This window comes from Hymenobacter cheonanensis, assembly GCF_030581075.1.
Lineage (GTDB): Bacteria > Bacteroidota > Bacteroidia > Cytophagales > Hymenobacteraceae > Hymenobacter.
Genome location: NZ_JAUQSW010000010.1, coordinates 218161 through 230985, shown reverse-complemented (window position 1 = coordinate 230985; position 12825 = coordinate 218161). Strand labels below are relative to the sequence as shown.

The window sequence follows — 12825 nt, the reverse complement described above, 5'->3', positions numbered from 1 at the left end:
CCCCACCGCCACCCTTGGCGGTGCCGCCGCCGGTGGGCAGCGCCCGCCTGGCGCGCCTGGAGCAGCGCCGCAACCGGGTGCTGGGCCGCCTGCGCCGCGCCGAGCAGCGCCTGGCCCACGCCCGCCGCGCCGAAGCCGAATACCGTGACATGGCGATGGCCCAGCAGCGGCAGCTGCAAGACAGAGGCGAGTCGCTGAGCCGCCTGGCCAGCCTCTACGACACGTATTATTTCACCCCCATGCTGCCCTGTTCATGAGCAAGGATATCCGCATCATTGCCACGGCGCTGCCCGCCAGCTCCGTCGATAAGGCGGGCTGCCTGCAAGTGGCGCTGTCGCTGAGTCCGCAGCTGTTTCAGCGCGGCAGCCGCGTCGAGCTGGGGCGCGACTACCCCGAGGTAGCCAGCTGGCCACAGTACGCAGCTTTTTTCGAGCGCGCCATTCGCTTCCGCCTCTACGCCTTTGGGCCCGGCTGGCAGCCGTATGGCTCCCGGCTGCTGGCCAGCACTACCGGGCCAGCCGCCAGGGGCTACCAGGCCGCCCAAAACCAGCAGCTGTGGCACCAGATGATGCCCCCCGATACCCCGGTCAGCAACTGGCAAGACCCGCCCACGCCCTTTCGCCTGGCCAAGCTCCTGACGGCCGATAGCCTGCGCGCCAGCCTGCAGCAAGCCCTGCGGGAAGCCGCCCGCGCCCTGCGCCAGCAGCCCGCGGCCACCACCACGGGCCGCGAGCAGCTGGCCTTTGGGCGGGTGCTGCACGATATGATAGCCGAGCTGGACGCAAAAGCGCTCGATGTACCGGCCCTGCTGGCGCACCCGCTGCTGCGCGAACTGCCCCGCCGCTCGCCCCCGCTGGCTAGGCTGCACCAGCGCCTCGAAGCCATCTATGCCGACTACAAGCTGGAGCTGAACAGACTGCTGCTGCGGCTGGAGCTGACCGAGGTGAACGAGCGCAACCTGGCCGAGTCGAGCGAGTTTCACAAGCGCTTTGCGGCCTATGCCCAGCACCCCGAGCTGCTGCGCCGCACCGGCTGGCTCTGGCACTACACCTTGGAAGCCAGGGAGGTGGAAGCGGCTCGGGCTGAGCTGCTTAAAAAGGTGCCTGCCAGCCAGCCTAACGAGCCGCGCTTCTTCCTCGCCGTCGATGACGACGTTTTTGCCCTGGATGACCTGCAGCCCGACCTCAACAACTCTATCTTCTCGATGGAAGATAAGGAGGATTTCCTGCAGCGTATTCTCAACGCCGCCCCGGCCACTACCGGCGACTATTGGCTGGCCTGGCTGAACAAGCTCGACGTGAGCTGCGCGTTTACGGCCGTAGAGCTGCTGGCGGCCGGGCCGGGGGAGGGCGACCTGGCGCCCACTACCCACTCGCTGCGCTGGCGCGTGGGCAGCTGGCAGGAGGAGGCCGATGCCAGCCAGGCCCGCGACGCGGCGCTGTTTGCTGGCTTTCGCGACTACGTGCTGATGCACAACCCCCGGTTTAGCGTGAAAAGCCAGCTGCTCAACCGCAGCCAATTGTTCAGGCAGCTGGAAAACGTGGTGCTGCGGCAGCGCGGTAGCCTCAAAATTGCCCCGGCCACGGCCACCGACCTGCTCCAGCGCTTGTCGCCGGCCGTGGCCGGGGCTAGCCAGCAGCGGGGCAGCCAGCACAACGGCTACTCGGCCAGCGGCATTACCCTCAGCGTCAGCAACCTGCCCGATGTGCTGAGCGCGGTGCTGGCCCAAAACCCCAGCGTGCAGCGCTTGCGGGCCATCCGGCAGGCCCCGGCGGGCGGCGAGGCCGACAACACCGGCATTGCGGCGCTGCTGGTCAACTCGGCCCTCATCTACCAGCACAACGTGCACCATGGCTACCGGGTAGATGTGGTAGCGCTGAACCGGCACGACGAGCTGCTGGCCTCGTCGCTTTGCAGCAAGCGGGAAACCTATGCCGCGCCGGCCCGCCCGCAGCAGCCGCTAGGGCACGATGAGCTGGAAGGCTGGCTGCTAGAGTCGGTGCAGGCCAGCACCGACGACACGCTCTTTTACACCGACGAAGAGCTGTTTCACTGGAACGACTGGAACCTGGTAACTCCCTTCGGCAACGCCGAGGAAAAGGAGGAAGAGTACCGTGCCCCCGGCCTGCGCATTCGCGCCACGGCCGCGGCGCAGTCGCTGGTGCCGCTGCGCTTTTTGTGGCGCTACAGCTTTGCCCTGCGGCCGGTTGACCTGGCCGGCCAGAGCGCCCCGCCCGTACACGAGCGCCTGCGCGCGGGCGGCGACTGGTGCGCGGGCAGCGTGCATGCCAAATTCAAAGACTTTCTAAGCTCGAAGCCCGCCTCAGCTGGGAGCGGCCAGCCGGTTGCCGACATCTTCACCCGCCCCATTACGCACCGGCGCGTCGATGGCGTGCAACTGCCGCGCATCTTCCTGAGTACCACCAACCCCCGGCAGCAGCACTGGGGCAAGGGCACCCACGAGCAGCCCCATACCTTGGTTGTGCGCAGCTGCTTCGATGGCACCAAGCTGGTAGCCGAGCCCATCGACGATGTGCGGCTGCTAGCCCCGCCCCGCATGAGCCTGGCGCTGCTGATGCAGCACGGCGTAGTAGATGCGCTGCGGCAGGCCGGCAGCCCGGCCACCCTGTTTCGGCAGCTCATCGACTGGGACTACGTGGCGGCCCCCGAAGCCAGCCCGGCCGAAACCGCGCCCCGCGTGCGCGAAGACGGCTACGTGAGCTACCTCACCGACCCCGTAGTGGATGGCTACGAGCTGACCCTGGACGGCCACCTCTACGAGCTGCCCATGGGGCTGGCGGCCATGAGCGACAAGTGGGACCAGTGGCGGAAGAAGCCCTACCACCGGCTCTGCCTGACAACGGCGCAGCCGGCGGCCGGCGTGGCCAGCCTGGTGCTGGAAAAAACGGCAGCCCAGGCGCCCGACTGCCCGCAGTATGTGCAAAGTATTTTTAAGCTGCGGCGGGGCTTTGCGCACGAGATGAGCCTGGCCTGCCTGCTCCCCAAACCGTGCCGGCCCCCGGCTGCCAGCGGGCCGGCGGCTCCTGCCACTGCGGCGGCCAGGCCCGCGCTCCAGTGGCCGCGCGATGAGCTGTTTTTGGCAGGCATCACGCAGGTGTACACCTCGCCGCTGAGCGTGCCCCTTACCTGGGCGGCGGCCGACCTGCCGCCCGCCCAGCAGCCAGCCCCGCACCAGCCGCCCGTCACGTTTGTGCACGCCGTCGAGAAGCCCTGCCTGCTCTACCAGCGCTACACCCAGGCGGCCGGCAGCCCCGACCCCCAGTTTCAGCTACAGGTACTTTGCCAGAGCTTTGCGGCCCAGGAGCGCGCGCCCGGTGCGGCCAGCCTGGAGTTTAGCCTGGCGTTCAGCGAGTTTCCGGTGCTTACGGCCGAAACCTACCGCCTGCACGCCCTGGTGGCAGGCGTGGTGTGCGACCGGCGCGCCCCGCTCGGCTACCGGGTGGAGGTGAGCAAGCTCCCCGTGCAGGCGGGCATCCAGCCCCGGCGCAGCGGCAGCGGCCCCGCCGACCCCGTGCGCGAGCGCGATGTGTGCTTCGACCAGCTGCGCCACACCCTGCCCGGCACCCGCGCCTACCGGGTGGCCTACGAAGTGGAGGCCGTGTCGAAGTTCAGCGCCTACTTCGAGGACCGGCTAGCCCACAGCCCCGACGATGCGCACAGCATTACGGGCCACGCCTTTGCCCCGCTCAGCAAGCTGGTGGCCACCGTGGAGCAGGCGCTGCTGCCGGCTAGCCCCGGCGCCCCCGCCGCGCCCCCGGCACCGCACTACAACGATGCAAAGCTGCGCAAAGAGCTGCTGGAAGCCCCCGCCACCGACCTGCTGCAAGTGCGCAGCACCGCCCGCCCGCCCGAGCCGGTGCTGGAAAAGCTGGTGCCGCTGCTGCACTGGCACCCGCCCGGCCCCGCGCCCACGGCCACCCAGCTGCAGAGTGGCTGGCCCGTGGCGCGCAGCTGCCGGGCCGTGCGCCTGTACTTCGAGGGCGACTGGTACTGCACGGGCTGGGGCGAGCAGGTGGCCATCTTTTTCGGCCTCGACCCCGGCACACCGCCGGCGGGCTGGAGCCCGCCGGTCTTTTCTTCGCGCAATACCCTGGCCTTCGGCCCGCCGGCGGCCGGCTACCAGGAGCTGAGCGTCAGCCAGCTCATCAGCCAGCTGGGCAGCGACCCCATTGCCACGGTGCAGGGCATTGGGCGAACGATGGATGATACGTTTTTTCGGGATGCGGCGGGCAAGCCCAGGCCCGTGTACGAGGTGCCGCTCGGCGACCTGGAGTGGGACAAGCCGCAGTTTGCCGGCACCGGCCCCGGCCTGGAAATCCTGAGCCAGCACTGCCTGCGCTACGTGCTTTACGAGGTGTGCTTTGCCTCGCCGGAGCAGCTCAACTGCTGGGCCGGCTACACCGATGACACCGCCGACTATTACTACCGCGAGGGAAAGTTTTACGTGGATGTGTACCTGGACGAGGCGGCCCTGCTGGCGGAGTACTTCCCGTTTGTGCGCCTGGCGCTGGCGCGCTATCAGCCGCACAGCATCAGGCCCCTGGTGGGCGGGCACCCCTCCGAGCATTACTGCTTCTCGAAGCTGGTGCTGACCGATTTCTGGCAGCCCCTGCCGCCCCGCAGCCTGACGATAACGCGAGCGGCAGAGCTGCGCATAAGCTGGCCCGCCGGCCTCAACCCTAGCCACCAGCGGCCCGGCCCCCCCAATCTGCTCGCCTGCTACATCAGTCCGGCCACCCCCGAGGCGGCCCGGTACCTGGCGCCCATCGAGCAGCCCGGCACCGAAGCGGCACTGGAAGCGGCCACCGAATTTATAGACGCAAACAGTGGGCTAGGGCCGCCGCAGGCAAACGCTGGTCATTTCTGCTATCATCAACAAATTGATAATAAAGAAGATACCATACTGAAACTGCCCGCCGGGATGCTGCCTGCCGCCGCCGGGGCCACGCTTACCCTAGCCGAGTTTGAGTATTATGAAAACGACGAGCTAAGCGACAGGCCCACTGCTAGCGAGCCCTACTATGAGCCCAGCCCCGACCCCCGGCAGGACCCCCGCTACCGGCTGATTTTCTCCTACGTGCTCCCGCTTCCTACCCCCTAAGGCCATGCGCTACCTGTTTCTGCTGCTGCTGGCAGCCCTGCCGGCCGGCCGGTGCGCCGCGCAAACCCTGGTCGTGAGCCGGGGCGGCGCCGTGTGCTACGCCCACGATAAGCTGCTGCTCAACCTCGACTCTCTGCGGCCGGTGGGCAGTATGCTGGAGGTGCAAAACGACCTGCTGCCCGGCACAAAATACTATAGCCCGGTTGAGTATGGCGAGCAGGTGCGGCCGGCCAGGCGCGGCAGCCGGTTGCGCCGGCCCAACGCCATCCCGTTGGCAGGGCAGGTGAGCCGGCGCTGCGACCTGGGCGAGTTTGAGGCGCCGGGCCTGTACCAAGTGCGGCTGTCTCAGCCCGCCGAAGCTACCCTGCGCAGCTACTATGCGTACAGCGCCCAGGCCCCGGCCACCCCGGTGCCATCGGCCCTGCGGCCCGCCAGCGCTGCCGCCGCCCGCCCGCTGGCCCGCACCTATACGCTGCTGGACAGTGCCTTGCGCCACGCCCGCCTCGACACGCTGCGCAAAGCCTGGAACGACCAGCTGCGGAAAAACTGGGTGGCCGTGCTGGCCGAGGCGCTGCCCCCGGAGCTGGCCGCCTGCCCCCGGCCGTGCGGCGCCGGCTACGATTTTGCCCTGGTGCTGGGCACCGACAACCCCCTGGCCCTGCTGGTGCTGGATGACGGCCTGGCCAGCCTGGATACGTGCCGCCGCGCTACCACCTACGCCGGCCGGCGGCTAGCCCGCAGCCTGGCCACTAAGCTGCTGCCCGGCCTGCTGGGTTTGCTGAGCGACACCACGTTCTCCCTCCTCCGGAATGGGAGGGGCCGGGCGGTGCCCCTGCTGGCCGACTCACAAATCGACTCCTGCGCACAAACCTTGTGCAGTATGCTGTGGGCTGGCCCCGCCGGGCCGGCGGTAGCCCCCGGCCCCAAGTTTGCCGGGCCGTCGGTGGTGCAGGATGCGGGCTTTATGCGTGGGGAGCTGGCCCAGCGGGGCGTAGAGGAGCTGGCCGCCGCCCCGGCTTTTGAGCTGCTGCCCGCGCGGCGGCAGTTTCGCCAGCTCAAGCTGGTGTTTCGGCTGCGCACGGCCCGGCCCGGCGCCGGCGCCGGGGTGCTCTACAACGCCAGTACGCAGCGTATGCTAGGGCAGGCCAACCGCCTGACGGCCCTGGCCGCGCTGCCCGACTCGGCCCGGCTGTACCTGCTGGCGGAAACGTGCGACTTACTATTTACCCTCGATACCCGGCGCGAAACCCTCCGCGCCCAGGCCGCGCTTACCGAGCCGGGCGGGCCCGCCCGGCGCCAGCTTGGGGGCGCTGCCCTGTGGCAAAGCAAGCGCAAAGCCAAGGCATTGCTGCTCAGCGATAAGCTGGGCGGCCGGGTACTGGTGTGCGACCTGCGTACTGCCCCTGCCGCCGCTACTGCCAACCCGCTCCGGGCGCTGCCGGGCGCGGGAATGCCTGGCGCCGATGTAGGCAATGCGGCCAATGAAGGCATTGCGGCCGATGCCCGGCTAGGGCACTGCTTCCTGCTGAAAAACCAGCCCGGCAGTGCCTACGGGCTGCTGCGCCGCTTTAAAGTAGGGGTCAACGCCGACAGCCTCCCCACCAGCCTGACTTTTGAAGAAGAGCTGCGCCTTGATTTTCCGCCCTCGGTGGCGGGCGCGGGCTGGCGCTACACCGACCTGGTGTATGATGAGCGCTACCGGCGCCTGCTGGCCTTCAAATCGACCTACAGCAGCCGGCCCGGCCCGGATAACAGCTACGTGGTAGAAGCCATCGGCCTGGATAAGGACAACCACTTCGTGCCGGCACAAAAGCCTGAAACGCTGGTCAATCTGAGCAAGCTTATCAACGCCTACGCGGCCTGCTACCACACGGCTATCGAAGGGATGGCCCTGGCCAACGGCTGGCTCTACCTCGTGGCCGCCAGCCCCGAGCCGCTGGCCGGCGCCTGTGGCCAGCCCGCCGGGCAGCCCGCCCTGCTGCTTAAGTGGCCCCTGTACTGAGCCCGGTGCGCCGGGCAGGGCTTTTTCATTTTCACCACCTCTTAACTTCTTTCCCCCATGAAACGCTTTGTTTGCTGCCGCTTGCGGCTAGCCCACTTGCAAGGGCTTGTGTTGGTTGCCAGCCTGTTAGCCAGCCAGGTTGGCGCGGCGCAGATTGTGAAGTTTACCAAGCCGAGCTACGTAGCGGGCGAAACCGTGCAGGCCACGATAATAGGCAGCAGCCCGGTGCTTATCGCCAACGACTTCAGCCAGGCGAGCGAGCCCCGCAACCAGGGCGATGTGGTGCTGGGCCGGCCCGCCAAGGCGGGCTTTTACCGCATCGACTGCACGTTTAGCGACAAGCAGCGGGTGAGCAGCCTGCTGCTCGTCGCCGACCCGGCCCGCCGCGATGGCTTTGTGCTGCAAGGGCCGGTAAACGTGGCCGCCAAAACCACGTACGCCAGGCTATTTACGCAGCTGGAGGCTTACCTGAAGGCTAGCCCACGCACCGAGTGGCAGGTGCCGCTTCAGAGCGCCGCCAACAATTTTTTGCGCAACAACGCCGTGGCGGCGGGCACCAACGTGGCCTTTTGCCTCTCGATGGTGAGCGGCGTGCCGGTGGTAACGACCGTGTGCTACACGTTGACCAGAGACAACCTGCTGTCCTTGTCCAAGGAAGTGCATCTGGCCCTGATTGAGCGGCTGAAATTAAAAAAATATCTCACCGACGCCGAGGCTGCCAGGTTTAAGGCCGATATCGACCTGCTCGATAAGCTCGATATTTTTTCGCCGGAAAAATGCGACCGGCTGGCGGCCTACTTGCAGCTCGCCACCGACTCGCCGGACCTGAAGCTGATGATTGATTACCAGAAGCAGCTGTGCAGCACCATCGTAATGCTGATTGAGAAAAAATAAGTGCCCCGGCCCCGAACCGGGCCAGGCCAAGGCCGGCTTTGGCTAGGCCCGGTTCGGGGCCGGGGCAAGCTAGCCCGCCGCTGCGCCCCGGGCTGGCGCCCGGCCCGGGGCTTAGGCCAGGCGGGCGGTGAGGCCCAGCTCCAGGCCGCGCAGCTCGGCCAGGCCCCGCAGGCGGCCGATGGCCGAGTAGCCGGGATTGGTTTTTTTGTGCAGGTCGTCGAGCATCTGGTGGCCGTGGTCGGGGCGCATGGGCAGGCGCACCTGGCGCTGGCGCATTACCCCGATAAGCGCGTGCATTACGGCGGGCATGTCCACGTCGCCTTCCAGGTGGTTGGCTTCGTAGAAGTTGCCCTCGGCATCGCGCTGCGTGCTGCGCAAATGGACGAAGTGAATGCGCTCGGCAAACTGGCGCACCAGGGCCGGCAGGTCGTTGTCGGCCCGCACCCCGAAGGAGCCGGTGCAAAAGCACAGCCCATTGCGCGGCGAGGGCACCGCCTGGGCCAGCGCCGCCACGTCGGCGGCGGTGCTTACCACGCGCGGCAGGCCCAGAATGGGGTAGGGCGGGTCGTCGGGATGAAGGGCCAGGTTCACGCCCACTTCCTCGCACACCGGCACAATTTCCTGCAAAAACCAGATGAGGTGCTGGCGCAGCTTTTCGGCATCGATGCCCGCATACGCATCCAGTGCCTGCTGAAATTGGGCTAGCGTAAAGCTCTCCTCGCTGCCCGGCAGCCCCGCAATAATGTTGCGCTGGAGCTGCTCGCGCTGCGCCTCGCTCATTTGGGCGAGGCGCTTTTCGGCGCGGGCCAGCTCCTCGGGCGTGTAGGCGTGCGCCGCGTCGGGGCGCCGCAGCAGCAGCGCATCGAAGGCCACGAACGCCGCCCGCTCGAAGCGCAGCGCCCGCGAGCCGTCGGCCACCGGAAAGGCCAGGTCGGTGCGCGTCCAGTCGAGCACGGGCATGAAATTATACGTAACCGTGAAAATGCCGCACGCCGCCAGGTTGCGGACAGACTGCTGATAATTACTGATATAGCGTTGAAAATCGCCGGTGCGGGTCTTGATATTTTCGTGCACGGGCACGCTTTCCACCACGCTCCACGTGAGGCCGGCCCCGGCAATGAGCGTCTGGCGCGCTTGGATTTCGGCCACCGGCCACACCTCGCCGTTCGGAACGTGGTGCAGGGCCGATACCACGTCGGTAGCACCAGCCTGCCGGATGTCGGCCAGGCTCACGGGGTCATGGGGGCCAAACCAGCGCCAGCTTTGGAGAAAGGTCATAGTTATTGATTTAAAAAAACGTCCGTCATGCTGAGCTTGCGAAGCATCTTATCAGGTTTGCGCTGCTTGTTCGGCGGCGAGAAGATGCTTCGCAGGCTCAGTATGGAAAATAGTTTGGTTGCCAGTGTGTTATGCGCTATTTCAACGAACAAGTAGTCAGGCTCACACGCCGCTGTAAGCATTGAAGCCGCCATCGACCAGCACCGTTTCGCCGGTTACGAAGCGCGAGGCATCGCTGAGCAGGTAGATGAGCGTGCCGGTCAGCTCCTCGGGCTCGCCAAAGCGCTGGAAGGGCGTGTTGGCCATGAACCTGCGGGCGCGGTCGGAGAGGGTGCCGTCGGCTTCAAGCATGAGGTGGCGGTTTTGCTCGGTGAGAAACACACCGGGCGCGATGGCATTCATGCGAATCTGGCCGCCGTAGCGCTGGCCCAGCTCCACGGCCATCCACTGCGTGTAGGACTCTATCGCGCTCTTAGCCAGCGTGTAGCCGAGCACCCGCGTGAGGGGCCGCTGCGCCGTAAGCGACGAGATATTGACGATGGCGCCCCGGCCCTGCTGGGCCATCACGCGCCCGAAAACGGTGGTTGGGATGATGGTGCCGAACAGGTTGAGGTCTACCGCCCGGCGCGTGTCGGCGATGCGCAGGTCAAATAAATCCTGGCTCGGGCTCACGGTGGCGCCGGGCAGGTTGCCGCCGGCGGCGTTTACTAGCCCGTCGATGCGGCCCCAGGTAGCGAGTACCTGGTCGCGGGCGGCTTCGAGCTGGGCTTGGTCGAGCACGTCGGCCAGCAGCACGAGCGCCTCGCCACCCGCCGCCCGAATAGCGGCGGCCCGCGCCTCGGCCCGCCCCGCGTCGCGGCCCATCACCACCACTTTGGCGCCCGCCTCGGCCACGGCCAGCGACATAGAAGCCCCTAGCACGCCGGTAGCCCCGGTAATAACAACGACTTTATCCTGTAAGGAAAATTGACTTAAAGCAGGCATGAACAAGGCGTATAAAGCTGGTTATAAAATATTTGTGGATAAATTTTTGTGCTTGCCCAGCGTTTGCGGCCAGGTGTCTTCTTCGGGCCGGATAAGCGGATGAGGCTGGTTGCGCAGGACCGGCGTGGCTAGGGGCGGCGTTGCAGCCGCTGCATGGCCCGGGCGTAGCGCCGGCCCAGCAGGCGGGCCGAGCGGGCGTCGAAGTGCAGGTGGTCGCCGCGGTCGGTGGTGCCGGCGGCCGATACGCAGGCGTAGTGCGGCACCGTGCGGGCCAGCGCGGCCACGGCGGCGTTCACGCGCCTGGCGCCGGGGTTGGGCTGCGTGGTGCCGTCGGGCGCAGTTTTGGTAAATTGAAAAGCGGGCAGCTGGCCGGCCACAAAGGGCAGCGCAGGCGCCTGCAAGTCAGCCCGAAAGCGGGCGATGAGCGCCGCCAGCTTCGGCCCATAGGCCTGGCTTTTCTCCGGGCTGCTGTCGGTTTCGCCCTGGTGCCAGATAATGCCGGCCAGCGTGCCCGCTTGCCGGGCTAGCCGGGCGCGGGCCAGCGCGTCGTCGTAGGGGTGCGCGTTGGTATCGGCGAAGTAGGCGCCGGGCGCCCAGGCCTCAATGCCCGAGCCGCCCACCGCGCACGGAATCAGGCCGATGGTCACGCTGGTGTCAGCGGCGGCCATTGCCCGGCCGAAGGCTAGCCCCGGCCCCACGCCCGCCACCGGCTTGTCGAAGTGAATGGGGTCCTTGGCAATTTCCCACTGCCCGGCCGGGCTCAGGCGCAGCACGTGGCGGCTGGGCACGGTGTCCTGGGCCTCGACGTAGCCGCGGCCGGCCATATTCGACTGGCCCACTAGCAGATACAAGTGGAATTTCTCCTTGCGCGCGGGCGGCGCTACCACTGTTCGCAGCCGTGGCTGCCCCGCCGGCATCTGCGCGCTAGCCCCCGCTGCCGAGGCCAGCGCCAGCAGGCCCGCCAAGAGAAGTGTCCCGCTCATTTTCATTATTGCGGCGGGCGCTGGTCGAAGAAATCGGCCAGGTGATACATCTGAAAATTCAGCTCCCTCATCTTGTCGAGCAGTGGCTGGTAGGGGTTCAGGTAGTTGTCCACGATGCCCTTGTTGGCGTTGGTGTTCGAGGGCTCGGCGCCCACGAGCGTCGGGTCATTATCCTGATACTTAAACCAATGCCAGCCCACGCAATTTTTCGATTCGAGCAGGCCCAGCGTAAAATTCTGGTAGAAGAGGCCGCGGTCGGCCTGCGTTTTCACGACCCAGCCGGCGCCGGCGGTATTGGCCAGGCCGGGCGCATCCTCGCTCTTCACGTACCACTCGGTCACGAGGAAGGGCTTGCCGGCAAGCTGCTCCCAGTCGCGCACCCAGGTTTTTTCGGGCGTCCAGTTGTTGTAGTAATTGATGCTCACCACATCGAGGTACTTGCCGGCCACGCGCAGCAGCTCGGGGTAGTAGCGCTGGGCGCCGTGGAAGCGGCAGCCGAGGTACAGGTGGTTGGGGTCGTACTTTTTCATGGCCTTGGCCACAATGGAGAAGTAGCGCTCGGCCGCATACGCCAGAAAATCCTGGCGGTTCTGGTCGGTGATGGTTTCGAGGGTGATGCCGCGCTCGTCGGCCCACTTTTTGGCGGCCACGTAGCCGGGCTCGCTAGGGGGCAGCCTGAGGTAGCCGTCGAGGTTTTTGCGCAGCAGCGGCATCTCGTTGTCCGAGAAATAGCCGAACAGGTTCTTGTCCTTCTTATTCTGGGCTAGCTGCCTGGCGTGCTGCTCGGCAAACTCTTCGAAGCCGGGGTCGAACACGAAAATCACGTCGTTGGGGTAGCCTTTGTGGCCGGGCTGCACGTAGGTGCCGCCGCGCTTTTCCCCGTACTTGCTCATAAAATCCAGGTTGATGGTGTAGGCCAGCGGCTGGTCGGCCCGGGCATTATCCGCCTGAATATCCTTGGTGGCCGACCACGCGCCGGCACCATTGAAGCCATTGGCAAAGAAGAGCTTACGCGTGGCGCCCATCCAGCCGGCGCGGTCGCCGTACTTTTCCTTCAGGGCCTGCTGGGTGCGGGCCGAGCCGCCGGGCTGCACGTCGTTGGGGGCGTTGTGCAGAAAGTAGTAGCCGTCGGGGTCCACGGCCCACCAGCGGCCGTTTAGTTTCTCGACGTGGAAGAAGCCGGTGGCCTTGGTGCGCCGGTCTAAGCGCCCGCCGTACTTATCAAGCTTCACCTCGGCCGGCGCGAAGCCTTGCAGCGTGGCGATGGTGCGGGTGGGGTAGTAGTTGTACTCCGAAAAGCCTGCCTTGCCGTCAACGGTCGAGTTATTGATGGTTTTTTTGGCGGCCACGCGCAGGGTGTACTCGGCGCTGTCGCGCGAGGTTTGGGCGTGGGCGATGGAGAGGCTGAACAGAAGTAAAGCAGGCGTCAGCAGGCGGCGCACCTCACCCCCCGGCCCCCTCTCCTTGGGGAGAGGGGGAGCCACGGCGGGGCTTACGTGTTCAATCGTCCGGCTCCCCTCTCCCGAAGGGGAGGGGCCGGGGGTGGGGTTGCGCGTTAGGGT

Annotated in this window: 8 protein-coding genes; 4 read left to right on the top strand and 4 right to left on the bottom strand. The window is 66.6% G+C overall.

Annotation, left to right across the window (positions count from 1 at the left end; translation table 11 throughout):
* The 4 genes from Q5H89_RS18390 to Q5H89_RS18375 form a co-directional block, all read left to right on the top strand.
* Nucleotides 1-257, top strand: a 257-nt coding sequence (locus Q5H89_RS18390) for a hypothetical protein (protein ID WP_305020813.1), incomplete at its 5' end; no start/stop codon positions are given.
* Nucleotides 254-5122 (top strand): hypothetical protein, encoded by a 4869-nt coding sequence (locus Q5H89_RS18385; protein WP_305020812.1) that lies wholly within the window; start codon nucleotides 254-256, stop codon nucleotides 5120-5122. The genes Q5H89_RS18390 and Q5H89_RS18385, both read left to right, overlap by 4 nt.
* 4 nt (nucleotides 5123-5126) lie before the next feature.
* Nucleotides 5127-7124 carry a hypothetical protein gene (locus Q5H89_RS18380; protein WP_305020811.1) on the top strand — a complete coding sequence of 666 codons (1998 nt, stop codon included), beginning with the start codon at nucleotides 5127-5129 and terminating at the stop codon, nucleotides 7122-7124.
* A gap of 57 nt (nucleotides 7125-7181) precedes the next feature.
* On the top strand, nucleotides 7182-8018 hold the full coding sequence (locus Q5H89_RS18375) for a hypothetical protein (protein WP_305020810.1): 837 nt from the start codon (nucleotides 7182-7184) through the stop codon (nucleotides 8016-8018).
* Nucleotides 8019-8129: 111 nt separating this feature from the next.
* Here Q5H89_RS18375 and uxuA read toward each other — a convergent pair whose 3' ends face one another.
* From uxuA to Q5H89_RS18355, 4 genes are all read right to left on the bottom strand, one after another.
* Nucleotides 8130-9296 carry a mannonate dehydratase gene (gene uxuA, locus Q5H89_RS18370; RefSeq protein ID WP_305020809.1) on the bottom strand — a complete coding sequence of 389 codons (1167 nt, stop codon included), beginning with the start codon at nucleotides 9294-9296 and terminating at the stop codon, nucleotides 8130-8132.
* A 162-nt stretch (nucleotides 9297-9458) separates the two neighbouring features.
* The gene (locus tag Q5H89_RS18365) at nucleotides 9459-10280 is read right to left on the bottom strand and encodes an SDR family oxidoreductase (RefSeq protein ID WP_305020808.1); all 822 of its coding nucleotides are present in this window, start codon (nucleotides 10278-10280) and stop codon (nucleotides 9459-9461) included.
* A 128-nt stretch (nucleotides 10281-10408) separates the two neighbouring features.
* Nucleotides 10409-11263, bottom strand: coding sequence for a sialate O-acetylesterase (locus Q5H89_RS18360; protein WP_305020807.1), 855 nt, complete (start codon nucleotides 11261-11263; stop codon nucleotides 10409-10411).
* A 5-nt stretch (nucleotides 11264-11268) separates the two neighbouring features.
* On the bottom strand, nucleotides 11269-12747 hold the full coding sequence (locus Q5H89_RS18355; protein WP_305020806.1) for a hypothetical protein: 1479 nt from the start codon (nucleotides 12745-12747) through the stop codon (nucleotides 11269-11271).
* Between the last annotated feature and the right edge of the window lie 78 nt (nucleotides 12748-12825).